Origin of the sequence: Acetobacterium paludosum, from assembly GCF_008086595.1 — a bacterium.
Taxonomy (GTDB): domain Bacteria; phylum Bacillota; class Clostridia; order Eubacteriales; family Eubacteriaceae; genus Acetobacterium; species Acetobacterium paludosum.
In genome coordinates this window covers 33881-58494 of the sequence record NZ_RXYA01000013.1, presented here as the reverse complement: position 1 = coordinate 58494, position 24614 = coordinate 33881, and the positions used below count along the sequence as shown (strand labels likewise).

The window sequence follows — 24614 nt, the reverse complement described above, 5'->3', positions numbered from 1 at the left end:
GGGGCATGTTATTGTCCAGAGAAACCACAAAGCAGGCTACAGAAGTATATAACAAAACAATAAATAACTGAAAGCAAGCCTCCAAGCAAACAGGATTTGGAGGTTTACTTTTGCACTATTGCGTCGGTAAGCAGTATCCGAACAAGATAAGTTATGATAAAATATCTTTGAAACAATAAATGTATAGATACAGGGAAAGGTAAATAGATGCCATTATTTGCGAAAGGTTGTTATGCTGAAAATGGAGAAGATTATCCATATGAGGTCGAAACAACATATCAGTTAAAGTATTATATTTCTTCAGCGCTGATTTCAATAGATTTTATATTTGAACCGGATGAGACAATTGTTTGTAGATTTGTGAATAAAGTACAGTACTATCGTTATTGTGTGGATAATCTGTTTTATTTTTTGGGGTTAATAAACGATAGATTTGTATACAAACCGAATAACAAAGATGGGGATTTGAGTCGAGAAAAAGAAAATCGTGTCAATCTAAATAAAAACAATTATCAATTTAAAGAAGATGAATTTATCATTCTTAGCAATAAAATGCCAAGAAATATTATAGAACACCTTGATGAACGTAATGTGAAAACAATGATGGAGAACAGAGGTATTGGTGGATTTAATGTCATTTTAAAAGACAGCGCCCCTAATATGGTTGCGACCATAAAAGCAAATAGTAAGTTTTATCCGTACAACCTTGATTTAGTTAACAACCAAGTGCGGTTCTATAATATTCAAGCTAAACCGGATGATGTGATACAATTTGAAATTGATATATTTGAAATGCGAGATGAATTAAGAAGACTTGAACAAAATGTAAATAGCTTTTCTAAATTCTTAAAATGATATTAAATATCTACTGAAATTGGTATCATACGAGGAGTGATTGCAATGAAGTATTGGGTGGTCTTATTGGGAGAAAAAATATGTATAACATTTGAGTGCTTGTGTGAATATATAAATGGATTTTTAGAAAGAGCAAGTGATAAGTGCAAGTGGTATACAGCTGTAGCGCTTGTCATATTAATAATTTTTATAGGAATAGATATATATGAATGCAGTTTGAATTATAAGGCTGAGAGCGAAATTAAAAATACTGCCAACACAGTATTTGATCCGATAGTTGAACAAATTGATGACATGAATACGAAAGATAAGGAACTTATGGAACCACTTAAAGATATGGTAATTGAAATAAAACCACAATGGGTAAAATTAGCGCTATTGGTTTCATCTTCTATTATTGGAATATATATCGATATAATAAAAAAACCAATGGAAGGTATAAAAGATATCGTGTTTGATGCGATTAATAAAGAAAAAGATGAACCAATGATGTGGGTACCATTTTGGATTTTAGTAGTTATAGATATATCCGAAATTATTTTGACATTTACTTAAAATGGTTGGAATCAAGCCTCCAAGTCAAGACAGATGTCCATGACAAAGGGACGTTTCGTTTGTCATGGCAACTAAAATGTGGTATACTTCAAAAAAATAACAGGAGGTGAACTTTGAAATGGCAAGACAGGCACGAGCTAAAAGCACATCCGGAATTTACCATGTAATACTGAAAGGACTGGATGGACGAAATATTTTTTTGGATGACTCGGATCGATCAATTTTTATGGAAAAGCTCAATAAAGCCAGGGAAGCTGGTGGGTTTCAGTTATATGCCTATTGTCTCATGGATAACCATGTTCATCTACTAATCAAAGAAGGCGAAGAATTAGGTACCAGTATCAAACGGATTACAGTAGGATATGTTCAATTGCACAACAATAAATACGGACGAACCGGTCATCTTTTTCAGAATCGTTTTAGCAGTGAAGCTGTCGAAGAGGAACAGAATCTAATGGCGGTGGTTCGGTACATTCACCGTAATCCCTTAAACGCGGGGATGGTTGCCCGATTGGAAGAATATCCATGGAGTAGTTATGATAAAGTTATCCAAGCCTATCTGGTAAATTCGACTACACTTGATATTGAAATCATCAAAGATTATTTTCCGACGGCTGCAGATTTTGCCCATTTTTCGGAGGAAGAAAATCAGGATAAATGTCTAGAAATCAATCAAAAAAACAGATGGTGTGATTCACAGCTTTCTGATATGCTGAGACATAACAGCTAATATCAGAATCTGGGCGAATTGTCTGTTGAAAAGCGAAATCGGTTGATCAAACAGATTCAGCAGGAAACTGGCAGCAGTATCCGTCAATTAAGTCGGGTACTGGGACTGGGTAAGATGATAGTCGAACAGGCTAGTGAAGCGATGAGCATGACGAACGAAACGACCCTTCGTCATAATGCAGGAATCAAGGAAGAAGAGCTCGCAAAGTATCCGAAGAGAATACACGAGGTGCTCGGCGGCGACATTACCGCAGACCCGTTACCGCTTACAGATGAAGATTATCTTGAAATCTATAAGAAATCATATCGTTAAGAGCATAATGCATCAAATAACTGTGATTTATTACATAATTTAAGGAGGACAACTATGTCTAGAAAAAATATCGGAGCAAAGCCATACATCACACCGATGCCGGTTTTGATGATTTCATCTTATGATGAGGCTGAAAAGCCGACCGCCATGTTAGCGGTATGGGGCGGAATCACGAATGAAACAGAAATTACTATTACCGTAGCATCCCAGAGAAATACGTTAAAGGGAATTATTGCTAGAGGTTCCTTTGTTGTAAGTATGGCTGATGTGGAAAATGAAGTTGCCTGTGATTACCTTGGTATAACAACAGGTAATAAAGTGGAAGATAAGTTTGAGAAGTCCGGATTCCATACAACAAAGTCCGAATTCGTAGATGCACCGATTATCGATGAGCTTCCTTTTGCCGTTGAGTGCAGAGTGAAGAGCTATGATGAGGAAACCTGGAGACTGGTAGGCGAAATCGTCAATGTAAGTCTGGATGAACGGATTCTTGGAGAAGATGGCAAGGTATCATTTGAAAAATTCCATCCGATCACTTTTGATTGGATGAATAAGTCATATCTGTCCGTTGGTGAGAAGGTCGGTAATGCTTACCGCGACGGACTTCAGTTGAGAGAGAAGAACTAAGGGGGAGGTTGTTTATTATGATGAAAAATTTAGGTCCAAACGCTTTTTCGTACGGTTATCCAGTGCCGGTTTTAATGGTTGGCACTTATAATGATGATGGAACAGTCAACGTGATGAATTTGCATGAGTGTACAAGGACGGTATGACACAGGGACGTTTCGTTTGTCATGCCAACTAAAATGTGGTATACTGCAAAAAAATAACAGGAGGTGAGCTTTGAAATGGCAAGACAGGCACGAGCTAAAAGCATAACCGGAATTTACCATGTAATACTGAAAGGTATAGATGGACGAAATATTTTTTTGGATGACTCGGATCGATCAATTTTTATGGAAAAGCTCAATAAAGCCAGGGAAATTGGTGGATTTCAATTATACGCCTATTGTCTTATGGATAACCATGTTCATCTGCTAATCAAAGAAGGTGAAGCGTTAGGTACCAGCATCAAAAGGATTACCGTTGGATATGTCCAATTGCATAATAACAAATATGGGAGAACCGGGCATCTTTTCCAGAATCGTTTCAACAGTGAAGCCGTCGAGGATGACCAGTATCTGATGACGGTGGTTCGATACATTCACCGAAATCCCTTAAAAGGGGGGATGATTGCCCAAATGGAAGAATATCCATGGAGTAGTTATGATAAGGTTATCCAGGCCTATCAGGGAAATTCGACTGTACTTGATATTGAGATCATCAAAGATTATTTTCCGACGGTGGCAGATTTTGTACGTTTTTCAGAGGAAGAAAATCAGGATAAATGTCTGGAAATCAACCCAAAAACCAGATGGAGTGATGCGCAGCTTACTGATAAGCTGCGGCAGAACAGCGAATATAAGAATCTGGGCGAACTGCCGTTTGAAAAGCGAAACCAGTTGATCCGACAGATTCAGCAGGAAACAGGCAGCAGTATCCGTCAATTAAGTCGGGTGCTGGGACTGGGTAAGATGATAGTCGAACAGGCAGTGAAGCGATGAGCATGACGAACGAAACGTCCCTTCGTCATATGTGACAAAGGATCGTTTTGTTTGTCATGGTAACAAAAATGTGGTGTATTGAAAAAGTAGCAGACAGTGAAGTCAGAAATGGCAGCACAAGCAGGAATAAAAAGGGTAACTAAAATTTATTCATGTAATTACAATAGGAGAGGCTTTATAATGAATGCAGCAAAGAAGAAGCATAAACACAGAAATAGGATACTAATCGGTCTGTTGATAATACTGTTGCTCGCTGTTATCACACTTGGATTCTTGTGGAATCGACATCTAAATAAAAACAGTTTGGTTGCTTCATTTGATACACCGCAAAATCAAACCGTGTATCTATTAGGAACCCTTCATGAATCACACTTTAATAAGTTTCTGGGATATTCGATGGAAGATATTACGAGTGCGATTGCGAATATAAAACCAGATAGTGTTCTAATTGAAGCCAGAGAAGAGATATATAATGAATACGGTGTAGTTGATGGACCTGTTGATATGACGGTTGTATATAGTTATTGTCTTGATAATGACATTAAAGTTGGAATGTTGGATTGGTGGATGGTTGATAATGATTTCAAATCAAATTCAACCAACGAGAAACGTGATGATAAAATATTTGAAAATATTAATCTCAAATTGAATGCTTTGCCACCTGAAACAACAATTCTAGTGGTCTGTGGTTCTGGGCATTTTCATGAACAGTCAGAACGGTTTATTGCAAATGGCTTTGTGAGAAAGACACTAACAAATAAGTCTGATATTTTTGTTAGTGAAAAAGACGAATTTACCTATCCAGAAAGTTTGGAAGTTGTGTGGGAAAAGCGTGCTTTTTTTTACGCATATACACTGCCGCAGATCATCGCAAATGATCCAAATCTAAATGAAGATATCAAGTCACAGTTTACCGACGGAAATCACGACAATTTTTATAACAGCCAAATGACGTATAGTCAGTTATTTAGAGGCAACAAACTTTATGACTAAAGTCCGTTTCAAATAAGGTGAGTCGAATAGTTAAACATTTATGCTGATGTCGAAATATCGTGTGGCATGGGGACGTTTTAATTGTCATGTTAGCGTATGTCAAGGGGGGATGCTTCACTTGCCACGCATTCAAAACATATAAAAAAGAATGAGGGAATCAGGGAATCTAGGAATTATTTACGGTGTTATTTTAATCATGATGATTATATATTTAACGAAAGAGTGCTTGATTAAAATGACATGACTTGCTATGGTATAATTGCTATTTCAAAATTATGAATACATAGTTGCGAAGACGAAGATTGGTTATAGGATAAGCAGTATTTAAGAAATTGGGAGGCCAACGTTATAAAGCGCTGGCCGGTAGCAGAACTTAATTATTTTTATATTGATTTATACCAAACTTATTTATTTTTCAACATTTAATAAGGGATTCTTATGATCAAAGAAGGAGAAAAATTGGGCACCATCATTGAAGAGATGAATATGACAAACGAAACGTCCCCTCGTCATTTTAAGGATTTTATAAGGAAACGAGAAAAAGCGGCGGGCAAAAAAATGCCCGCCGCTTTGCAGTTAATATGGAAAGAGCTTAAATTAATAGGTCATTCAAACAAATAATTTTACTACCTTTACTTTCATAATAACGGAGCATTTCGTCTATTTTCCTTTTATCATAACTGGTAATGCAATCGGATAGGACATTAACGCCATAATTTGCTTTGCGTAAGTTGTAACAGGTTGATTTAACACAAGCAACAGCATCTGCGCCTGCTATGTAGAAATCACATAGTTCATTTTTACTAATAAAGTCAGTAAATTCTACACAGCTTAATGCGTTTCCTTTGTATTTTGTAAAAACATTTTTTGATACTATTTTCAAGTCTGAAGCTAATTCAGACCCATGTGTATTGGGTTTAAAAGTCCTCGTGCCGGCTGATAAATTTTCATGCCTGATATAAATAACATGAACATTATTATTGATTGCCCAATCAATGGCTTTATTGATTGGGTCAATAACATCCTTGTAATTCTTTGTGATGTCATTTTGAATATCGATTATTACTAAAGCTTTTTTCTGCATCGTGTTTCCTCCTGATAGATCGATTAATTTGTTTGCTTTTTTATTATACCTTGCAATTGTTGACAACAGTATGGCAACAATCTATAATGATAACAAGAAATTTGGGAAGGCGGCGATCCGATGAAAGTTGACAGGCTTGTTAGCATTATTATGATACTCCTTGATAAAAAGTGCATCGGCGCCCAGGAGTTAGCAGAAATGTTTAAAGTTTCACCCCACAGCCTTACAGGAAAGCAAGCTACTGTCGTTTGAATATGCCGACCGCTACGGCTATAAAACCGCACGAACAGCTGAGCCGTATCAGCTTGTATTGAAAAGTAGTCATTGGTATTGGCAAGGGTATTGCCATAAAAGAAATGATTTTCGCTTATTTAAACTATCCCGCATATCAAACCTACAAATACAAGAGAAATTTTTTACGCCACGAGATTATCAAAAACCGTAGTTAGATTTTACTGATATTTTGGCAACACTGCAGACAAAAATAAAAATTCGGATTCATAAATCGGTCATGGACAGGGTACTTGATTATTGCCCTTATGAGCACTTTTCGCCAGACGGTGATGAACATTTCATTGTTAGTTTTCCTTTCATCGAGAACGAATACCATTACAATATTCTTTTCAGTTTTGGGGATAAATGCGAGTGTTTAGAGCCATTACATATCCGCACCGAAATGAAGCGTAGAATACATGATATCGCTGCCATATACGAAAGTTAATACATAGAGTAAGACGAAAAAGACAAACGAGTTGTCTTGCCCTTTTTATGCCGTTCCAACTATCAAGCCTATCAATGGATGGGCAATATTTTGTCTACTTTGGCAATTAAGGTAAAAAACAAGAATACAAGTCTAGATGTAAAGAGAGGGTACACATGAATACTGATTTTGTAAACTTAACAACAGAAAATCTTGTCAATGAGCATTTATGCTGCATTATTCGCAGTAAAAAGCCCCATCAAGGTATTGACGCAAAGCGACAATGGCTTTCAGACCGACTCAATGAAGGTCATGTCTTTAGAAAATTAAATGAAAAGGCGACGGTTTTTATAGAATATGCGCCGATTGAAACCGCTTGGGTTCCTATAACGGGGGACAACTATTATTATCTGTATTGCTTATGGGTCTCTGGTAGTCATAAAGGAAAAGGATATGGGAAATCGCTGCTGGAGTATTGTTTGGCTGATGCCAAAGAAAAGGGTAAATCCGGCCTTTGCATGCTCGGAGCAAAAAAACAAAAAGCCTGGCTTTCTGACCAATCATTTGTGAAGCGGTTCGGCTTTGAGGTTGTTGATACCACCGATAATGGATATGAATTGCTGGCACTTTCATTTGACGGAACAACGCCAAAGTTCGCACAAAATGTTAAAAACCAAGAAATTGATAGTAAGGAGCTCACAATTTATTACGATATGCAATGCCCCTATATCTATCAAAACATTGAGAAGATTAAGCAGTATTGTGAAACAAATGAGGTTCCGGTATCTTTAATTCAAGTGGATACGCTACAAAAAGCAAAGGAACTGCCTTGCGTTTTCAATAACTGGGGGGTGTTTTATAAAGGAAAATTTGAGACCGTGAATTTGTTAGATGTCGCCTACTTAAAGAGAATACTCAAAAAGTGACATGGGAGACATTTCGTTTGTCCTGGGAACTCGGTGGAAGTCTCCGCAGTTGAGCTGGATACTGCGGCTGGGCAAGATAATGGTAGTGTGGGTATTAAAGGGATGCACATGTCAAATGAAACATCCCCGATTTATGTTTGACATTTTTATTTTCAGATCATCCAGTGTATTTAGGCTTTCTTTTTACGATCGTCTATAATTTCGATTTCTAAATAATCAAACCAAATGGGCTCAATAAACTGGTCTTCGCGAAAAGATGTTTTGGAAATCTGGTTAAGTTCTTTTGTGTTTTTGTCAAACCACATTGGTTTTTCCAAATCAAAGTCATAGCAGATCGTCTCTAAAGCAGCTTGGATTTTATCATTTATATTCAAGGATTTGTTATCAATTTCGACAACTTTTTCTACCCGAAATTTATTGTTTTTCATGAGTTTTCCCCAAATTCGAACCATGTTTTTTACCTCTCGATCATCAATGTGCTATTACATCCAGATAAGATTTTTAAATATCTGTAAAATGGACATATGTTGAGTATAAGGGGTGGCGAGAGAAATGTAAAGAAAATTGGATTTTTCGTTCTGGTTATGGGACATATTGTTTTTCGGGAAACCGGAATTAGGATGCAAAATACTGGCACCATCAGGTATGTCCGATGATTTATTTCCCGCTTCCCGACCGGATTGTTTCAATGATATTCTGCTTTTGCAGCCTATGGGCGGCATAGCGGGTAGTGCTCCAGGTGATCAGAAATACTGAAAGCACGCACAGCACGATGGCAAGCCACGGCAACGTATACGGAATGGGAAACATTGATCGAATCGGTAAATTTATAAAAATGCTCGCGATAATTCCAATGGGCAGGCCGTACATGAGCGCTTTCATCGAACATAAAACGCTCTCGAGGTTCAGCATCTGCTTCAATCCTGCCGTTGTCATGCCCACGCTCTGTAAAACGGCAAATTCACGGGAGCGCATCCGTACATTGGTGGACATTGTACTGATCACATTGGTAAACCCGATTAGCATGAGAAGCACGACAAAGCTGTACATAAAGATCGAGGCAAGAACAATGGCGATGTTCATGACCTTCATGTAGTCGTCCACTTGATAGACTCGTGTATTAAAGCCGGACTCCATATAAGAGGCATCCGTATTTTCGGGGAATGTCTGTGCCATCACGTCGTTTGCGTACGTGATAAAACCCGGCACATCCGAGGGGGCGGAATACCAAGAGTAGCCACGAACCTCGGCCTGCGGCACAATCAAACGAACCGGATTCGTGTTGGGGTAAAAAAGCTCCTTAGGCATTTCGGCCTGCGTCAAGACGCCCTGTATCGACATTTCAGAGCTACTTCCATCCGCTTTCATAAGCGTAAGGGCTTTCATTTTAGGCGAAAACGGCACCAGGTCAACCTTTGTTCCGTTGTCGTTATAGCTGTAGTGGTTGAGCAAAATGGTGGAGCCGAGAGGGGCACCGGCCTTTTCACAAAGTGCGGCATAATGCGTATCATCCAAAACGATGATCTCTACAGGAAGTTCCGGTTTGTTCTGCTGGTCAGAAGCTTCTAATACGCTCTGCATCGGTGCAGAAATAAGTTCTTCTGGCAAAACAGTTTCATATGTGTCAAAATCGTTTCCGATACCGAAGATCTTTGTGTGGTCGAATTCTTCCAGCTTTTGAGCAATGTTGTTTCCCAGTTCACTACTGATGGGATGGATATAAACAGTTTCCTCCTTACCGGTCGCTTCGTTGATACGATTGTCGTAAGCAGAGGTGTACTCTGTCAAAACGGTTTGATCAATATCGAGCCGGATATAGGCTTGGATGGCGTTTGCCTGACCGCTCAGTTCTCCGAGGCTGATAAACAATATGACACCGGCGGCCAGCGCAATCACTGTCGAACGAAAATTTCGGCGGTTACGCTTGATGTTTTTGGCGGCCAGCGTTCCCTCAATACCAAAAAGCCGTTCTACCAAAGGACTGGTGCGCACCTGTTTGCGGTCAATTTTTACTTCACCGGTGCCGCGGATACAATCAATGGCGGAAGCCTTCGCCGCTTTATGCGCCGGAAGCCATGCGGAAAGCAGTACTGTCAAAAAGCAAACCGCCGCCGACAGCAGCAGGGCTTTCCAGGATACTACAAACGAAAGCGACAGCGTAATCTCGTTTATCATGATGTGAACCAAACTGTTCAGATCATCCAGGAAATGATTTGCAACACCGATTCCAACAAAGGTCAAGAGCAACCCCGCAAGGATGCCCAACGGAATGCCGATTGCAGAAAGCAGGATACTTTCGTACATAACGGTGTCTGTAATTTGTTTTTTGGTGGCACCGACGCATTTCAAAACGCCAAACTGCGTCACGCGCTCACCGGCGCTGACACGGAAAACGTTGGAGATCACGATGATCGCCAAGGAAAGGATGATTAGGCCAAAAATAATTGCCGGAATAAACAGCAGCGCCACATAGCTGTTGCCGTATTCGCCATAATTAACGCCTAAAAAACTAACCAGCATGGCATTGCCACTGGCCACAAAACTGCATACGGCGGTAATCAGCGCGGTGGCAAGGGTGATGGCGATCAAGGCACCGATGGTGCGGGAACGATTGATTTTCAGCTGGCTGTATGCCAGCTTTGCCGTGATTCTCATGCCTTCATCACCTCGTCCGAAAGAATTTGACCGTCACCGAGGGTGATGATTCGGTCTGCCTGCAAGGCTATTTTTTCATCATGGGTAATGACCAGCAGCGTCTGATTGCTGCGCTTGTTCGCAAGCTTCAAAAGGTCAATAATCTCGCGGCTTGCTTTGCTGTCCAGATTGCCCGTAGGCTCATCGGCAAGAATAAAAGCCGGGTCGTTAATCAGGGCTCTGCCCACCGACACTCGCTGCTGCTGGCCCCCGGATAATTCGCTGGGCAGATGCGTTGCGCGCTCCGAAAGGCCAATCGTTTCGAGAATCAAAGAAAGCTTATCCGGATCCGGCTTGCGGTGATCCAGCAGGCGCGGCAGCATAATGTTTTCCGCTGTCGTCAGGGTGGGGATCAGATTGTAGAACTGATAGATCATCCCGATGTTTCGGCGCCGGAAGATCGCAAGTTCGCTTTCATTCAGGTTGTAGATTTCGTTGCCGTCGATTTTCACACGTCCGGAGGTGGGATAGTCAATTCCGCCGATCAAATTCATGAGCGTGGATTTGCCCGAACCGGATGCTCCTATGATTGCAACAAATTCCCCCTTGTTCATGCTGAAGCTTACATGATCCAAGGCGGTCACGCTGGTGTCACCCTTGCCGTATGTTTTTGTAAGGTCGTTGATCTCTAATATTGCCATTTTTCTGTCCTCCTGTAATTTTCATATCCACATTGTAGCAGACAAAAGTGACTGCCGCGTGACTACGGGACATTTTAAAATGACAATCTATTCACTTAAAAAACTTTATGGTGAAGGTGGCGCCGGTTTCTTTGCCGCCGCCGTCAATTTCAATATCTCCGTTTTGGCCGCGCACAATGGAAAGCGCAAGCGGCAGTCCGATGCCATAGCCGTTCTCGTTTTGGGAATATTCAAACCGCTTAAAAAGGTCGGGATACTTTTGTTTCGAGATTCCTTTGCCACAGTCCGTCACGGAAATCCAGCGGTAAATGGGATTGATACCGCTGTTTACGGTGATCTTACTGTTTACCGGCGAATATTCCGAGGCGTTTTTCAGCAGGTTTGTCAGGGCTTCCGCGGTCCAGCGGCGGTCGCAAAACAGCGCGGTATCATTGGCCAGTTCGACTGTTTGATTTTTCACATCGAGCAAGACTTCCAATGGCTGCTGGGCTTTCTTTAACAGGTCGCCTGCCGAAATTTCCGCTATCGTAAATTCGACTGCGCCGGAATCCAGCCGCGCCATTTTCAGTAGTGTTGCAACAAGCCATTCCATGCGGGTGAGGCTAATTTTGATATTGGCGATAAATTCTTCCTGCTTGTCGGCAGGTGCATTTTCCAGTAAATCTACCATAATCAGCATCGAGGTAAGGGGTGTTTTCAGCTGGTGCGAAATATCGGCAAGATAGTCCGCCAGTAAATCGCGATCACGCTGCGCCGTGTTCCGCTGTTCATTGTTGATGCGCACAAGGGTGCTGATATCGTTTTTCAAGATACTCCATAGGCCCTCTCGGTTGTCTCGAAAATCGACTTCTTTTCCATCGATGGCTTTGCGAATATCATCCGATAATGCGGTGATTTCCTGCTTTTTAATCAGCACGATACCCACCCCCCCTGACTGTTTCGATGGAAACGGCGTCTCCCAGCTTTTGGCGCAGCCGCTTAATATAGACAGTTAGCGTGTTGTCCTCCACGAAATTACCACCGTTGTCCCAGATGCTTTCCAAAATTTGCGTCCGTGTAAGAAGCTGTGACTTATTTGCCGCAAAGGTCAAAAGCAAGCGATATTCCAGCGCAGTCAACTCGACCGGCGCCGTTCCGATAAACACTTTTCCAGCCGCGGTGTCAATGTTTGCTTTTCCAAGGGTCATCAACTGCGATTGATTTGCCCCGGAGCTGCTATTGAGGGTTCGTTTCACTCGGGCCAGCAGCTCACGCAGCCGAAAAGGTTTTGTGATATAATCCGCAGCTCCGTTTTCAAAGGCCTGCACAATTTTGTTTTCGTCGTCCACAATGGTCAGGAAAATAATTGCCGTATTGGTGTTTTTTAGCTTTTGACTAATCTCGAAGCCTGTCCCGTCCGGCAATTGCAGATCCAGTATCGCTAAATCAAATCGCTCTGTTTCAATCGCGCGGCAGGCGGTATTAATATCCTTACAGTGGAACGGCGCATACTGCTCCTGTGCCAAAGCATAAACCAGCCCCGATGCAATCATCAGATCGTCTTCAACCAATAAAATTCGTTGTATCGGAATCACCTTCTTTCTGCCTTTCTGCTTGTTACCTCATACCGCTAGGAGATGAGGACACGCTGAAAAATTATACTGTAGTAATGAAAGTATATCATACTCGAGAATGATGATATAGCACAATGTTTAAGCGATCTTTCTGTTTTCATGAATGCAAATACACTGCCAAAATTTGAAATAGAACCGTTGCTATGGGTATGACAGTATCATTTTTTGGCAGTGTTTAGGTCTGAAATTGGTTGTTTAATGCGGCTATGCCTGTTCTTCAAATTGCCGGGCATTGCCTGTAGGTTGTTGCTATGTCATGGGTACGACATAAGCTGTTTCGTTTGTCATGCCATCACAAATGTGGTAGACTGAAAAAAACAACACGAGGCGAAATCAGAATTAGCATGACGTTTCAGGGCGCTTGGGGCCTTGAGTGAAACGAAAGGAATGGTTATAACGATGGAAAAAAATGACAGCGGTTGGAATTTGGAAAATAGTTACGCAAAATTGCCGGGATTATTCTATATCCCGCTTAAATTAGAGACTGTCAGCGATCCGAAACTGGTTATTTTGAATCAGCTTTTAGCAAAAGATCTTGGTTTGGATGCTGAAGCACTGATGGGGCAGGACGGGATCAATATCTTAGCCGGTCAGGCTTTACCAGCCAAAGCTAAACCGATCGCTCAGGCGTATGCCGGTCATCAATTTGGCTATTTCACCATGCTCGGTGATGGCCGGGCAATGCTGATTGGTGAACAGATCACACCAGCTGGGGAGCGCTTTGATATCCAACTCAAAGGATCAGGGAAAACGCCTTATTCACGCAGTGGCGATGGTAAAGCCGCGCTGGGGCCGATGCTGCGGGAATATCTGATCAGTGAAGCGATGCATTATCTGGGCATTCCGACTTCCCGCAGTTTAACGGTCGTGTCAACGGGCGATCCGGTGTATCGCGAAAAAACTCTCAAAGGGGCGATTTTAACGCGCGTGGCAGCCAGTCATATTCGGGTCGGCACCTTTGAATATGCAGCTCAGTGGGGGACCAATGCTGATGTCAAAGCCCTGGCTGATTATGCCATTAAACGGCATTTCCCCTTGCTTCAGTCGGAACAAAATGTTTATCTTGGTTTATTAGACGAAGTCATCAAAGCGCAAGCTTCTCTCATTGCCAAATGGCAGTTGGTCGGCTTTATTCATGGCGTCATGAATACCGATAATGTGTTCATCAGTGGCGAAACCATCGATTATGGTCCCTGTGCATTTATGGATCACTATGATCCGAACACGGTATTTAGTTCCATAGATCTGCAGGGACGGTATGCCTATCGGAATCAACCCAATATTGGCTTATGGAATTTGGCCCGCTTGGCCGAAACCCTGATTCCGTTAATCGATGAAAACCAGGAACAAGCACTTAAACTAGTTGAAGCATCACTGCGAAATTTTCCTTCATTATATCTGGAGAAGTGGCTCCAGGGCATGCGATTAAAACTGGGTATTACCAATGAAGAGCAGCAAGACGAGTTACTGATCGCCGATTTATTGGGATTGATGAAGCAGTATCAGGCCGATTATACCAATACCTTTGTTGATTTAACGCTAGACCGAACCCCGTCGTCGGAATTATATGAAAGTGATGCTTTTAAAGATTGGCTAGAACGATGGAAAGCCCGTTTGAAAAGACAGAATCAAACAGATCAAGGTATTAAGAAGTTAATGAAACAAGCAAATCCGGTGGTCATCCCAAGAAATCATCAGGTTGAAAAAGCCTTGCAAGCAGCTGTCGATCAGGATGATTTTAAGCCTTTTCAGCGGTTATTAGAAGTCCTGCAAGCACCATACGATTACAATTCGTTTAATCAGCAATATATGACACCACCAGAACCTTCGAATAGTCCCTATAAAACCTATTGTGGGACATGATTTTAAATAGAGCTAGTTAAAACAAAAATGAAGTGTGGATCATAAAATCTCATCTTGTCATAATAGAAAGGCGTTGAAGTCAACAGTTACCTACATCAATGTAAAATCAGACAAAACAAAGCAGGCATTATCGGGAAGAGGTAACTGCCAAAGGATATACTGTCATTACAGCAGGAGGTGATTGGCATGGAATGGATGAAAGCCATTGGTGAAGCGGTCGATTATATAGAAAGCAACATGACCGAAGATATTACGGTGGATGATGTTGCGAAACATGTTTGTATCTCGACCTTCTATTTCCAAAAAGGATTTAGCATGTTATGTGGCTACTCGATTATGGAATATATCCGCAATCGTAGGCTGGCTCTGGCCGGCGTCGAATTAACGAATAGTGATGCTAAAATCATTGATATTGCAATGATGTACGGATATGATTCACCGGATAGTTTTACCAAAGCTTTTACTCGCTTTCATGGCATCACACCTTCTCAGGTGCGAAAAGAAGGAACAATGCTTAAGTCCTTTGCACCGCTGAAATTAACAATAGCGTTGAAAGGTGGTTATCTTATGGATTACAGAATTACGAAAAAGGACAGTTTTACCATTATTGGTTCAGCAAAAGAATTTTCTTACGAGAATGCCAAACAGGAAATTCCCGCTTTCTGGCAGGAGCATTATGCGTCGGGGAAAGGCCAGACTGTTTGCGGAATGTTTGGAATTAACATCGACGAGGAAATGGGAAATAAAAAATTTGAGTATTTGATCGCCGATGTTTATAATCCGGCGATGGATATTCCCGAAGGTTTTATAACCAAAACAATTCCGGCGTTCACCTGGGCGGTTTTTCCCTGTCAAGGAGCAATGCCAATGTCGCTTCAAAATGTGAATGAGAAAATATTTTCGGAATGGCTTCCCGCATTAAGGGAGTATGAATTTGCCGCCGGTTACTGTGTGGAAATGTATGATGCCCCCGATAAATATCCCAAGGGAACACAGGATGAAAATTATTATGCGGAGATATGGATTCCGGTAAAAAGAAAATAACGAATCAAGACCCTGCTATCGTGAAGAAAGCAGGGTCTTCTGACTTTTTACATGACAAACGAGATGTCCCTTCATTATACCCGCTTTTTATACGCTCTCATCGCAAAGATGTAGGCCACGATCGTAATCCCGATGCACCATGCAAGAGCGATCCATATATCATTACCTACCGGTTGACCTGACAGTAGCGCACGGATGGCTTCCACGATAGCGGTTACCGGCTGGTTTTCGGCAAAGGCGCGAACGATCGGCGGCATCGATTCGGTTGGCACAAAGGCTGAGCTGATAAACGGCAGGAAGACAATCGGATAGGCAAAAGCGCCGGCGCCATCCACCGATTTTGCGGACAATCCGGCAATCACTGCGACCCAAGATAAGGCCAGCGTAAATAGCATGAGTATACTAGCCACGGCAAGCCATGGTAGTACCCCCGCTGATGAGCGAAAACCCATCATCAGTGCTGCGACAATAATGACAACAACCGAAAGAGCGTTGGATACCAGCGAGGACAGCACATGTCCCCACAGTACCGTTGAACGTGCAATTGGCATGGAGTGGAAACGCTCGAATATTCCTCCTTGCACATCGATAAACAGGCGGTAAGAAGTGTAGGATATCCCGCTGGCAATCGCTATCAGCAGGATACCGGGCAGCAGGTAATTCACATAGTTATCCGTGCCGGTTTGGATTGCACCGCCGAACACATAGACAAACAGCAGCATAAAACCAATCGGCATGATGGTGACCGTGATGATGGTGTCCATGCTGCGAAAAATATGGCGCATGGAACGTCCCAACATAACGTTCATATCGCTAAAAAAGTGTTTCTTTGTAGCTTCCATTTACTTTGCCTCCTTCGTACCAATAATAGCAAGGAATATCTCCTCTAATGTCGGTTGCTTCTCAACATACTCCACCTTTGTCGGGGGGAGCAGCTTTTTCAGCTCGGCGAGAGTGCCGCTGGCGATAATCCGACCTTCATGCAGAATGGCAATTTGATCGGCAAGCTGTTCAGCCTCATCTAAATACTGGGTGGTCAGGAATACCGTCGTGCCACTATCGGCAAGCTCCTTGACAATCTTCCATACCTCAAGACGCGCCTCGGGGTCAAGCCCGGTGGTCGGCTCATCAAGGAAAATGAGTTGGGGTTTTCCCACCAGACTCATGGCGAGGTCGAGCTTGCGATGCATACCACCCGAATAAGTAGCTACCCTGCGGTTTGCGGCGTCTGTTAAGCCGAAGCGTTTTATCAAATTGTCGGTAACCTGATGCGGATTTTTGAGGTGTCTTAACTTAGCAATCATGATCAGATTTTCTTCTCCGGTCAAAATCTCATCCACAGCGGCAAATTGCCCGGTCAGACTGATCGACTGCCGCACATTGTCGGGCTTTGATGTGATATCGAAGCCGTTTACGGTGGCGGTTCCGCCATCTTGTTTAAGCAGCGTGGTAAGGATTTTGACAATCGTCGTTTTGCCCGCGCCATTGGAACCGAGCAGGGCGAAAATACTGCCCTGTTCCACCTCGAAATCGACGCTATTCAGGACATGAAGCTGATTGTAGGACTTTTGCAGTCCTTTCACTTGAATTGAATTGTTTTGCATATGCTTTGCCTCCTTAGATAATAGTAACCTTTGACAAATCAGCCGACATGCCTTTGAGTGCGGCATAGGTTAGCTTATCCATCATTGCGCCGTCGAAGCAAATGCCTTTAGTGGCACGAAAATATTTTTTGGATAAGATATACGCCCAACGGAAAGACACATTTTTGAGTGTCGCGGACTTAAACGAAACGTTGTTCATTGTAGATTTGTCAAAATTGACACCGATAAAGGTTTGCCCGTCAAGACATAACCCTCGCAGGTCGGATTCTCCGAAATCTACGCCGTTGAAGATACAGTTTTCAAAGATCGTCTTTCTCAGGTCGGTCTTAGTCAGTTTGACATCAGTCAGTTTTACACCGATGAATTTTGCTCCAATCAGCCCCGACGCGCTGAAGTTGGTACGGACAAGAATGGTTTTGTTAAAGCTCGCACCCGCCAGATCAAGCGTGGTAAAGTTGCAGTCGGTCAGATTTGCACCGTCAAAATTGGCTTCGCGCAGATCGCTGGACTTAAAGGAGCTGCCGGTCAAGTCTGCACCCGCAAAATCGGAGCCCCGCAGTGCGCTTGTTTCAAATTTTGCTTTATGTGCGGTAACGCCTGCAAAGTCGCTTTTTGGCAGGTTACTGGCACTGAAGTTTGTCAGCACCTGCTGCTCCAGTGAGCGGGAGAGGTTGGCAACTTCTAGAACAGTCTGTTCAATATCGCCGATACTATCAAGTGTCATCGCAAAGGCTGTTTCATCGTCCTTGCCCTCAGCTTTGAGTTCACAAAACCGCTCCTGTAAATCGGAGAGTAGGTCAGCCTTTAGTTCGGTGACGCTTTTTACTCCATCATATGGGGCAAAAACGCCGTTTAAATAGTTTGTTAATTTCTCGTTCATAATATCCAATCTCCTTTACAATAAATTAGCAAGCACACGCTTTGCGTACTCCCAATTGCTTTTGTTTTGGGTGTAAGTAGCTTTACCTTTTTTGGTAATCCTAAAATACTTACGCCGTCCGCCCTGGGATTCATCGCCCCAATACCATTCGATGTCACCATCCGCCTCGAGCCGCCGAACGCTTGAGTACATTGTGGCTTCTTTTAATTCATACTCACCACTTGAGCGCTCGGCGATCAGTTTGACAATCTCGTAGCCATAGCGGTCAGCTTCAGATAAAAGCCGTAAGATCATCGTATCGGTATGGCCGCGCAGCAGGTCGGATGTGATTTTGTTATCACTCATATGATCACCTCCATATTTGCATTATACGACATACTACTATGCCTGTCAAGGTAGTGCGCTGATTTTAACACTATATTTATAATATAAAATGATATTGACGTTTCGGCCTTATATGATGACTTTTTCACTGGTCCCGGATGCCCCCATCTCCACCGTCTTTTGATTGAATAATATCTTGATGGTATTTTTTAGAATCTAGTTGTCAATAGGTTGATGATATTTGGGCTTATACAATAAAAAAGTAGTTCATGCTAGAATTGACAAGGAAACGAAGACGTGATAATGTGTAATTGTGTGTACAACCGCGGAGGGACTGGCACAGCAAGATCAAATCATAGCGTCATTTGAAAGCTATATGGAAAAACCTGGTGAAATTAATCTTTATAAAACGCTGGCTTGACCAGAGGAGGATATGTAGATGAAAATGGATTTTTCGATTGAAGAAACAGTGAAAGCCCGTCAAAGTGTGCGAACCTATCAAAATTGCCCACTGATGGCAGAGGATCAGGATAAAATTAGCACTTATATTGCCGGTTTGACCAATCCGTTTTCAATAGATGTTAACTTTCACCTGCTTGAGAACACGTCGTCGGCTAACGGCGAAAAGTTGGGAACCTATGGTGTAATCAAAGGAGCCACCAATTATGTCGGTGTGTCCGTGGCCCCGGGTGAACTGGGGCTTGAGGCGCTGGGTTATTCCTTTGAACAGTTGGTTTTATATTGCACCTCGCTGGGGTTGGGAACCTGCTGGCTGGGAGGAACCTTTGACCGCAGCGGATTTTCTGCGGCGATGAAGCTGAAGACGGGCGACCTTTTTCCGGTTATTTCTCCGATCGGTTATCCTGCAGGCAAAAAGAGGATGCTGGAATTCGTGGCACGGTGGGTGGCAAAATCCGATCACCGTCGCGAATGGAATGAGATCTTTTATGCCGATGATTTTGCTCATCCCCTGACGCCGACTGCGGCGGGAGACTATGCTTTTCCATTGGAGATGCTGCGTCTGGCTCCGTCTGCGGTGAATAAACAGCCATGGCGGATTGTTAAGAATCAGAATGCTTATCATTTTTATGAAGTCCGTCCCACCAAAGAGAGCAAGCTTGGGATTGACATTCAGCGGACGGATGTTGGAATCGGTGCCTGCCATTTTCATCTGGCGGCAATGGAAAGGGATTTTCCGGGAAAATTTGAAAAATTGGCAGATACCGGAATTCAAGCGACAGATCAGGTGAATTATCTATTTTCGTGGGTTATGAACTAGCTGCATAATCGTTAGAAAGGTAAAAGGTGTATGAGCGTGAATATTTCAGCATTGAACAAACATCTGCTGGAGTATTTGATCGAAGATGCGGGTCAGCTTACGGATATTGATAATCCGATTGCATATAATGAAGCATTTAAATATAAGTTGCATCAGGTTGCAATTCGTGCTTTAATATAAATAAAATAAGGATAGCGACCTACTGCTTGTTTGAATGAGGATGATGGAAATTAATAAAGCCATTCTTGAAAATTATTTAGTCGATTTGTATGTGCAGATGAGTGTCTCTGCTGATATTGAAAATTTAACTCAAGTAAGAAATATGGCGTTTGGCGTAATTCAATTTTGCTCCAGAAATGGAATCATCGAGAATTGCGAGCATAATAAATATATTGTGACATTAAATGATACATACGCTAAGTTATGGATTGAGCTAAAATATCCAAAATGATATAAGTGCAGTTACTCTTGTAATTAATTCAAAAATGACAGATTGAAGTCAAATTATTTCAAAGTAAAAAACGGAAGCATGCCAAATACTGGTATTGCTTTCGTTTTTTTATATTTTCGAGAAAATGAAGGTAGAAGAATAGGATATTATCATAAATGGTACAAAGAAAAATTAATTTCGTTGACAAAAGAGGGGTGGAATGATAACATAACAGTGTTATCTAACGCGGGCGCATTTTATGAAAGGCGGTTCTGAATGAAGCAGGAAACACAGACCAGAGAAAAACTTCAACAAACAGCAAAAGAAGAATTCATGGAAAAGGGCTATGCGGCAGCGTCACTTAGAAATATATGCAGGAAGGCCAATGTAACAACAGGCGCGCTTTATTTTTTCTTTAAGGATAAGGAAGACTTATTTGGATCTTTAGTTGATGAACCTTTAAAAAAAATATATGAGTTTATGAAAACTCATTATGAAGTAGAAATAAAAGAAATAAAAACGGCGGCAACCAAGAATCATGATTATAGAGAAGACTCAGAAGCTGCGGTAATGGCATTAAACTATATGTTTGAACATCATGATGAATTTGTGCTGTTATTGACTAAGTCGGCGGGCTCGCGATACGAAAATTGTACGGATCGATTTGTAGAGATATCAGAAGCACATTACCGGGTATTGGCTGATGAAATGTCCGAGCGTTGTCAGACTGAGAAAATTGATGATTATACAATTCATTGGATTTCGCATCTTCAAATTCTTTCCTTTGTCCAGCTGATTACCCATGATATTTCAAAGGAAGAAGCATTAAAACATATCCATACAATTGTTAAGTTTTTAATTAATGGATGGTTTGGAATATATTAATGATCAGGCGTGAAAAATTTACTAGCTATATGACATGAAATAGAATAGAGGTCATATAGCTAAAAAAATACCGTTGACATAACGATGTTATGTCAACGGCGAAAATTCAGCAATAACAAAAGTGAAGTTGCTGAAGAATGAGAGGAACAGATGTATTTAGAAGTTAAGGATATGAAAAAAAGTTATGGCGAAAACGGGAGCTACATGGAGGTATTGAAAGGTATTACAACGGGTCTGGAAAAGGGACAGATGTGTGTGATATATGGACCAAGCGGTTCGGGAAAATCGACCTTTTTAAATGTCATCGGCGGACTTGATGAATTAGATTCGGGTTCGATAAAAGTGGCTGGAAAAGAAATCTTCGGCCTAAAACAGAAAGATCTTTCGGATTATCGAAGAGATAACCTTGGCTTTATCTTTCAGTTTTATAATTTGGTGCCCAACCTTACCGTTAAGGAAAATATTCAAGTATGTGAATATCTGACTGCAGATCCCCTTGATATGGACGATCTTCTTGGGACGTTAGGACTGAAAGAGCATCAGCATAAATTCCCATCACAACTTTCAGGAGGGCAGCAGCAGCGATGTGCGATTGCAAGAGCGCTGATTAAAAATCCGAAATTGCTTCTGTGTGACGAACCAACGGGAGCACTTGATTCTAAGACATCAAAAGATATTTTAATGTTGCTTGAAGAGATTAATAAAAAATATCGAACCACCATGCTGATTGTTACCCATAATGCAGCGATAAAGGAGATGGTGCATCGCGTCATAAAAATTAAAGACGGGCAAATAACCAGAGATTATGCCAACGAAGTTTTAGTTTCGGCGGCAGATCTGGAGGACTTATAAATGCAGAGGGTGTTAAATAAACGAATTTTTCGAGATCTAAAGGTAAATTTCTTTCGCTATTTTGCTTTGTTTTTACTCATTACTGTCGGAATGTATTTAATCATAAGCCTGGTCGGGGCGGCGGATACGGTGGTTGTCAACGTTAATGAAGCGGCAGACAGAAATCAGGTTGAAGATGGAGAATTTACTGTTTTTATTCCTTTGGAGAAAAATACAATTGAACAATTGCAGAACAAAGGAATTTCTTTAGAAAAAGAATTCTATCTGGATTATGCATTGGCGAATGGATCAACAGTCCGAATCTATAAAAACAGAGATCAAATAAATCGCATTGAACTGGATGAAGGAAGTCTGGCTGTTGATAAGGACGAAATTGTGCTGGAAAAGCACTACGCTCAAAAAAATGATTTTTCGGTAGGAAGTGAAATTGAAATAGGCGGAAAGTTATTCAGGGTTACGGGAATAGGTTCGTCACCGGATTATGATGCGGCCTTAAAAAAGATGACCGACTCATCGGTGGAGAGTGCCGGCTTTGGAACTGGATTTGTCAGTGTGGCACAATATGATCAATTGAAAGAAAATGGAAACGCATCAAAATCAGAAGAATGTGTGTATAGTTATCGTCTAAATGGGATCATGACTGCGGATGAACTCAAAGACATTTTGGGTAAGCTTAAAATTGACAGAAGCAAAGTGACAGATACATATTTTTTGGAAATGCTGGATGAACTGGAAAAATCTAAAACAGAAACACAACAGGCAATAAGCGAACTGTCAGACGGAACGAATGAACTCAGCAGTGGATTGATTGAACTGGAAAGCAACAATGAAGAGCTAAAAAACGGTGCTTCAGCGATTTTCAAACAGTATTTGCAGGAAACTTCAAAGACGCTTTCGGCTTATGGATTGGGAACAGAATTGACCGAAGATAATTATCAAGCGATTCTGAATAACATAATCGATGGGAGTAGTAATTCCAGTACGGCTCTTCAAACGAAAACAGCATTAAAAGAACTGAACAGTCTGAAAGATTTTAAAGAAGGAATAGAAACATACACGAATGCGGAAGAAGATGCAGCAAACAGTTCAAAAGAGCTGGCAGATGGAGTAAGTGAATTAAAGAACAAAACAGAAAAATTAATGAATGAATATTTTACGGTAGACATTGATAATCTGACGCAGTTTGTGGAAAAAGGGAATAATCCCAGAATTGGAGCATCCGTCAATGATGTGATGATTAATAAATATGCCGGAATGGTAGCCGGAGTGATTATAATGGTTTTATTTACATATGTAATATCCGTTTTCGTTATCCATGGAATAGAAAAGGACAGCACCATTATTGGAACTTTATATGCGCTTGGAGCGACCAGTAAACAGCTGATGAAACATTATCTGACACTACCTGTCATGATTACCTTTTTTGCCGGAATGATTGGAATGATCATTGGATTTAGCCCGATGGGCGTTGGTGTTCAATCCGTTGACACGACAAGTTATTATTCACTGCCGGTTCTTAACACCGTATACCCGGTCTATTTGCTGCTATACGGCATTGTGATGCCATCACTTGTTGCAATCATTGTGAACTACTTGGTAATTAATAAAAAATTATCGCAACCAGCACTTAAAATGATTCGTAATGAGCAGAAACAGAATAAGATCAGTAATGTGAATTTGGGAAATATAAAATTTATACAACGTTTCCAAATCAGGCAGTTTCTTCGTGAAATCAGAACCAGTTTTACCGTAGTATTTGGAATGTTTATTGCTTTATTGATTTTGATGATGGGAGTTGATTGCTATGTGCTCTGCAACAATATGAGCAGCAATAGTAAGGCGGATACAACCTATGAATATATGTATTCTTACAAGTATCCCACAAAAGAAGTGCCGGAAGGGGGAGAAGCCAGCTATGCCGAAAGTTTGAAAAAGGAAGCGTACGGATATGATCTTAACGTTACCCTTCTGGGAATGGATCAAGATAATAAATACTTTGCTTTTAATGTGGCGAAAGGAAAGAATAATGTTACCATATCACAATCGGTGGCAACAAAATACCATCTTGCAGTGGGAGAAAAGTTGGTTCTCACTGATGACGTAAAAAATATTGATTATGCTTTTACAATTGATCGCATCGTGCCATACTCCGTTGGCTTATATGTCTTTATGGATATAGATGATATGCGACAACTGTTTAATCAGAAAGAGGATTATTACAATGTCGTTTTTTCCGACAAAGATTTAAATATTGATTCAGGAAAATTATATGCAACCACAACTAAAAATGATATCGTTAAGAACTCTGAAGTATTCATTAATCAGATGAAGCCAATGGTGATAAGCCTTATCAGTGTTTCCGTGATTATATTCGTAGTCGTCATGTATTTAATGATGAAGGTCATGGTGGATCGCTCAGCGTTTAATATATCACTGATGAAGATATTTGGATTCAGGCAAAATGAAATACAGAAACTATATTTGGATGGCAATTTTATTATGGTCGCCGTATCAGCGGCACTCTGCATCCCACTTGCCAAAAAAGCAATGGATTTAATGTATCCCTATTTAATCGCAAATGTAGCATGTGGCATGGATTTTTCTTTTTCATGGAAAATGTATATCGCGATCTATGCCGGAGTGATGCTTTGCTATCTGGGAATAAATCGGATTTTAACGGGAAGACTGCAGAAAATGAAACCGGCGGAAGTGCTTAAAAATAGAGAATGAAAGTATTGTCATAAAA

General features: G+C 41.3%; 29 protein-coding genes and 1 pseudogene. 20 read left to right on the top strand and 10 right to left on the bottom strand.

The window, feature by feature from the left end:
* Positions 1-207: 207 nt before the first annotated feature.
* The 9 genes from FZC41_RS13245 to FZC41_RS13205 all read left to right on the top strand — a co-directional run bounded on the left by FZC41_RS13245 (position 208) and on the right by FZC41_RS13205 (position 5670).
* Positions 208-855 carry a hypothetical protein gene (locus FZC41_RS13245; protein WP_148567899.1) on the top strand — a complete coding sequence of 216 codons (648 nt, stop codon included), beginning with the start codon at positions 208-210 and terminating at the stop codon, positions 853-855.
* A 45-nt stretch (positions 856-900) separates the two neighbouring features.
* Entirely contained in the window at positions 901-1410 is a 510-nt protein-coding gene (locus tag FZC41_RS13240) for a hypothetical protein (protein ID WP_148567897.1), read from the top strand.
* Between the two features lie 118 nt (positions 1411-1528).
* Positions 1529-2140, top strand: coding sequence for an REP-associated tyrosine transposase (locus FZC41_RS13235; protein ID WP_243136724.1), 612 nt, complete (start codon positions 1529-1531; stop codon positions 2138-2140).
* A gap of 42 nt (positions 2141-2182) precedes the next feature.
* Complete coding sequence (locus FZC41_RS17660; protein WP_243136723.1) at positions 2183-2452, top strand: hypothetical protein; 270 nt, start codon at positions 2183-2185, stop codon at positions 2450-2452.
* A 54-nt stretch (positions 2453-2506) separates the two neighbouring features.
* The gene (locus FZC41_RS13225; protein WP_148567895.1) at positions 2507-3079 is read left to right on the top strand and encodes a flavin reductase family protein; all 573 of its coding nucleotides are present in this window, start codon (positions 2507-2509) and stop codon (positions 3077-3079) included.
* 17 nt (positions 3080-3096) lie between these two features.
* Positions 3097-3225 carry a hypothetical protein gene (locus tag FZC41_RS17740; RefSeq protein WP_279235188.1) on the top strand — a complete coding sequence of 43 codons (129 nt, stop codon included), beginning with the start codon at positions 3097-3099 and terminating at the stop codon, positions 3223-3225.
* A gap of 75 nt (positions 3226-3300) precedes the next feature.
* Positions 3301-4056: a transposase gene (locus tag FZC41_RS13215; RefSeq protein ID WP_148567893.1), complete on the top strand. Its 756-nt coding sequence runs from the start codon at positions 3301-3303 to the stop codon at positions 4054-4056.
* Between the two features lie 180 nt (positions 4057-4236).
* A complete protein-coding gene (locus tag FZC41_RS13210; RefSeq protein ID WP_148567891.1) occupies positions 4237-5049 on the top strand; it encodes a hypothetical protein in 813 nt (270 codons plus the stop codon).
* Between the two features lie 438 nt (positions 5050-5487).
* Complete coding sequence (locus tag FZC41_RS13205) at positions 5488-5670, top strand: hypothetical protein (protein WP_148567890.1); 183 nt, start codon at positions 5488-5490, stop codon at positions 5668-5670.
* Here FZC41_RS13205 and FZC41_RS13200 read toward each other — a convergent pair.
* Positions 5642-6133 (bottom strand): cysteine hydrolase family protein, encoded by a 492-nt coding sequence (locus tag FZC41_RS13200; RefSeq protein WP_148567889.1) that lies wholly within the window; start codon positions 6131-6133, stop codon positions 5642-5644. The genes FZC41_RS13205 and FZC41_RS13200 overlap by 29 nt on opposite strands.
* Before the next feature lie 120 nt (positions 6134-6253).
* Between FZC41_RS13200 and FZC41_RS17920 the strand changes: the two genes are divergently transcribed.
* From FZC41_RS17920 to FZC41_RS13190, 3 genes and pseudogenes are all read left to right on the top strand, one after another.
* Positions 6254-6385 (top strand): hypothetical protein, encoded by a 132-nt coding sequence (locus FZC41_RS17920; protein ID WP_423243689.1) that lies wholly within the window; start codon positions 6254-6256, stop codon positions 6383-6385.
* A pseudogene (locus FZC41_RS13195) lies at positions 6345-6854 on the top strand (helix-turn-helix transcriptional regulator); the annotation flags it as partial. The gene FZC41_RS17920 and the pseudogene FZC41_RS13195, both read left to right, overlap by 41 nt.
* Before the next feature lie 155 nt (positions 6855-7009).
* Positions 7010-7759 carry a GNAT family N-acetyltransferase gene (locus FZC41_RS13190; protein ID WP_148567887.1) on the top strand — a complete coding sequence of 250 codons (750 nt, stop codon included), beginning with the start codon at positions 7010-7012 and terminating at the stop codon, positions 7757-7759.
* Positions 7760-7929: 170 nt separating this feature from the next.
* Here the strand turns inward: FZC41_RS13190 and FZC41_RS13185 are convergent, their stop codons facing one another.
* From FZC41_RS13185 to FZC41_RS13165, 5 genes are all read right to left on the bottom strand, one after another.
* Positions 7930-8211, bottom strand: coding sequence for a hypothetical protein (locus FZC41_RS13185; RefSeq protein WP_148567886.1), 282 nt, complete (start codon positions 8209-8211; stop codon positions 7930-7932).
* A 205-nt stretch (positions 8212-8416) separates the two neighbouring features.
* Positions 8417-10414 (bottom strand): ABC transporter permease, encoded by a 1998-nt coding sequence (locus FZC41_RS13180; RefSeq protein ID WP_148567884.1) that lies wholly within the window; start codon positions 10412-10414, stop codon positions 8417-8419.
* Positions 10411-11094 (bottom strand): ABC transporter ATP-binding protein, encoded by a 684-nt coding sequence (locus FZC41_RS13175; RefSeq protein WP_148567882.1) that lies wholly within the window; start codon positions 11092-11094, stop codon positions 10411-10413. The genes FZC41_RS13180 and FZC41_RS13175 overlap by 4 nt, the downstream gene beginning before the upstream one ends.
* Before the next feature lie 91 nt (positions 11095-11185).
* Positions 11186-12010 carry a sensor histidine kinase gene (locus FZC41_RS13170; RefSeq protein WP_148567881.1) on the bottom strand — a complete coding sequence of 275 codons (825 nt, stop codon included), beginning with the start codon at positions 12008-12010 and terminating at the stop codon, positions 11186-11188.
* Entirely contained in the window at positions 12000-12668 is a 669-nt protein-coding gene (locus tag FZC41_RS13165; RefSeq protein WP_243136722.1) for a response regulator transcription factor, read from the bottom strand. The genes FZC41_RS13170 and FZC41_RS13165 overlap by 11 nt, the downstream gene beginning before the upstream one ends.
* 426 nt (positions 12669-13094) lie before the next feature.
* On the opposite strand from FZC41_RS13165, the gene FZC41_RS13160 reads away from it, so the two are divergent.
* Positions 13095-14570, top strand: coding sequence for a protein adenylyltransferase SelO (locus FZC41_RS13160; RefSeq protein ID WP_420797226.1), 1476 nt, complete (start codon positions 13095-13097; stop codon positions 14568-14570).
* A gap of 186 nt (positions 14571-14756) precedes the next feature.
* Entirely contained in the window at positions 14757-15614 is an 858-nt protein-coding gene (locus FZC41_RS13155) for an AraC family transcriptional regulator (RefSeq protein ID WP_148567880.1), read from the top strand.
* Between the two features lie 74 nt (positions 15615-15688).
* Here FZC41_RS13155 and FZC41_RS13150 read toward each other — a convergent pair whose 3' ends face one another.
* Genes FZC41_RS13150 through FZC41_RS13135 form a run of 4 tightly spaced genes read right to left on the bottom strand, consistent with a single transcriptional unit; the run spans position 15689 to position 18443 of the window.
* On the bottom strand, positions 15689-16456 hold the full coding sequence (locus FZC41_RS13150; RefSeq protein ID WP_148567878.1) for an ABC transporter permease: 768 nt from the start codon (positions 16454-16456) through the stop codon (positions 15689-15691).
* Positions 16457-17218: an ABC transporter ATP-binding protein gene (locus FZC41_RS13145; RefSeq protein WP_148567877.1), complete on the bottom strand. Its 762-nt coding sequence runs from the start codon at positions 17216-17218 to the stop codon at positions 16457-16459.
* Positions 17219-17231: 13 nt separating this feature from the next.
* Positions 17232-18098 (bottom strand): pentapeptide repeat-containing protein, encoded by an 867-nt coding sequence (locus FZC41_RS13140; protein ID WP_148567875.1) that lies wholly within the window; start codon positions 18096-18098, stop codon positions 17232-17234.
* A 15-nt stretch (positions 18099-18113) separates the two neighbouring features.
* Positions 18114-18443, bottom strand: a complete 330-nt coding sequence (locus FZC41_RS13135) for a PadR family transcriptional regulator (protein ID WP_148567874.1) — start codon at positions 18441-18443, stop codon at positions 18114-18116.
* Positions 18444-18861: 418 nt separating this feature from the next.
* Here FZC41_RS13135 and FZC41_RS13130 point away from each other — a divergent pair, with 418 nt between their 5' ends.
* The 6 genes from FZC41_RS13130 to FZC41_RS13110 all read left to right on the top strand — a co-directional run bounded on the left by FZC41_RS13130 (position 18862) and on the right by FZC41_RS13110 (position 24598).
* On the top strand, positions 18862-19701 hold the full coding sequence (locus tag FZC41_RS13130) for a nitroreductase family protein (RefSeq protein ID WP_148567873.1): 840 nt from the start codon (positions 18862-18864) through the stop codon (positions 19699-19701).
* Between the two features lie 30 nt (positions 19702-19731).
* Entirely contained in the window at positions 19732-19881 is a 150-nt protein-coding gene (locus FZC41_RS17350) for a hypothetical protein (RefSeq protein WP_170253989.1), read from the top strand.
* Positions 19882-19921: 40 nt separating this feature from the next.
* Positions 19922-20152 (top strand): hypothetical protein, encoded by a 231-nt coding sequence (locus tag FZC41_RS13125; protein WP_148567872.1) that lies wholly within the window; start codon positions 19922-19924, stop codon positions 20150-20152.
* A 255-nt stretch (positions 20153-20407) separates the two neighbouring features.
* Positions 20408-21016, top strand: a complete 609-nt coding sequence (locus FZC41_RS13120; protein WP_148567871.1) for a TetR/AcrR family transcriptional regulator — start codon at positions 20408-20410, stop codon at positions 21014-21016.
* A gap of 150 nt (positions 21017-21166) precedes the next feature.
* Complete coding sequence (locus tag FZC41_RS13115) at positions 21167-21868, top strand: ABC transporter ATP-binding protein (RefSeq protein WP_148567870.1); 702 nt, start codon at positions 21167-21169, stop codon at positions 21866-21868.
* A complete protein-coding gene (locus FZC41_RS13110; RefSeq protein ID WP_148567869.1) occupies positions 21869-24598 on the top strand; it encodes an FtsX-like permease family protein in 2730 nt (909 codons plus the stop codon).
* Positions 24599-24614 lie beyond the last annotated feature (16 nt).

Excerpts from the sequence above, each read along its gene's own strand:
- FZC41_RS13225 (WP_148567895.1), top strand. The coding sequence starts at position 2,507 with ATGTCTAGAAAAAATATCGGAGCAAAGCCATACATCACACCGATGCCG.
- FZC41_RS13120 (WP_148567871.1), top strand. The coding sequence starts at position 20,408 with ATGAAGCAGGAAACACAGACCAGAGAAAAACTTCAACAAACAGCAAAA.
- FZC41_RS13240 (WP_148567897.1), top strand. The coding sequence starts at position 901 with ATGAAGTATTGGGTGGTCTTATTGGGAGAAAAAATATGTATAACATTT.
- FZC41_RS13155 (WP_148567880.1), top strand. The coding sequence starts at position 14,757 with ATGGAATGGATGAAAGCCATTGGTGAAGCGGTCGATTATATAGAAAGC.
- FZC41_RS13130 (WP_148567873.1), top strand. The coding sequence starts at position 18,862 with ATGAAAATGGATTTTTCGATTGAAGAAACAGTGAAAGCCCGTCAAAGT.
- FZC41_RS13125 (WP_148567872.1), top strand. The coding sequence starts at position 19,922 with ATGATGGAAATTAATAAAGCCATTCTTGAAAATTATTTAGTCGATTTG.
- FZC41_RS13160 (WP_420797226.1), top strand. The coding sequence starts at position 13,095 with ATGGTTATAACGATGGAAAAAAATGACAGCGGTTGGAATTTGGAAAAT.
- FZC41_RS13115 (WP_148567870.1), top strand. The coding sequence starts at position 21,167 with ATGTATTTAGAAGTTAAGGATATGAAAAAAAGTTATGGCGAAAACGGG.
- FZC41_RS13135 (WP_148567874.1), bottom strand. The coding sequence starts at position 18,443 with ATGAGTGATAACAAAATCACATCCGACCTGCTGCGCGGCCATACCGAT.
- FZC41_RS13190 (WP_148567887.1), top strand. The coding sequence starts at position 7,010 with ATGAATACTGATTTTGTAAACTTAACAACAGAAAATCTTGTCAATGAG.
- FZC41_RS13215 (WP_148567893.1), top strand. The coding sequence starts at position 3,301 with ATGGCAAGACAGGCACGAGCTAAAAGCATAACCGGAATTTACCATGTA.
- FZC41_RS13210 (WP_148567891.1), top strand. The coding sequence starts at position 4,237 with ATGAATGCAGCAAAGAAGAAGCATAAACACAGAAATAGGATACTAATC.
- FZC41_RS13180 (WP_148567884.1), bottom strand. The coding sequence starts at position 10,414 with ATGAGAATCACGGCAAAGCTGGCATACAGCCAGCTGAAAATCAATCGT.
- FZC41_RS13110 (WP_148567869.1), top strand. The coding sequence starts at position 21,869 with ATGCAGAGGGTGTTAAATAAACGAATTTTTCGAGATCTAAAGGTAAAT.
- FZC41_RS13185 (WP_148567886.1), bottom strand. The coding sequence starts at position 8,211 with ATGGTTCGAATTTGGGGAAAACTCATGAAAAACAATAAATTTCGGGTA.
- FZC41_RS13200 (WP_148567889.1), bottom strand. The coding sequence starts at position 6,133 with ATGCAGAAAAAAGCTTTAGTAATAATCGATATTCAAAATGACATCACA.
- FZC41_RS13145 (WP_148567877.1), bottom strand. The coding sequence starts at position 17,218 with ATGCAAAACAATTCAATTCAAGTGAAAGGACTGCAAAAGTCCTACAAT.
- FZC41_RS13245 (WP_148567899.1), top strand. The coding sequence starts at position 208 with ATGCCATTATTTGCGAAAGGTTGTTATGCTGAAAATGGAGAAGATTAT.
- FZC41_RS13205 (WP_148567890.1), top strand. The coding sequence starts at position 5,488 with ATGATCAAAGAAGGAGAAAAATTGGGCACCATCATTGAAGAGATGAAT.
- FZC41_RS13235 (WP_243136724.1), top strand. The coding sequence starts at position 1,529 with ATGGCAAGACAGGCACGAGCTAAAAGCACATCCGGAATTTACCATGTA.
- FZC41_RS13150 (WP_148567878.1), bottom strand. The coding sequence starts at position 16,456 with ATGGAAGCTACAAAGAAACACTTTTTTAGCGATATGAACGTTATGTTG.
- FZC41_RS13140 (WP_148567875.1), bottom strand. The coding sequence starts at position 18,098 with ATGAACGAGAAATTAACAAACTATTTAAACGGCGTTTTTGCCCCATAT.
- FZC41_RS13175 (WP_148567882.1), bottom strand. The coding sequence starts at position 11,094 with ATGGCAATATTAGAGATCAACGACCTTACAAAAACATACGGCAAGGGT.
- FZC41_RS17740 (WP_279235188.1), top strand. The coding sequence starts at position 3,097 with ATGATGAAAAATTTAGGTCCAAACGCTTTTTCGTACGGTTATCCAGTG.
- FZC41_RS17920 (WP_423243689.1), top strand. The coding sequence starts at position 6,254 with ATGAAAGTTGACAGGCTTGTTAGCATTATTATGATACTCCTTGATAAA.
- FZC41_RS17350 (WP_170253989.1), top strand. The coding sequence starts at position 19,732 with ATGAGCGTGAATATTTCAGCATTGAACAAACATCTGCTGGAGTATTTG.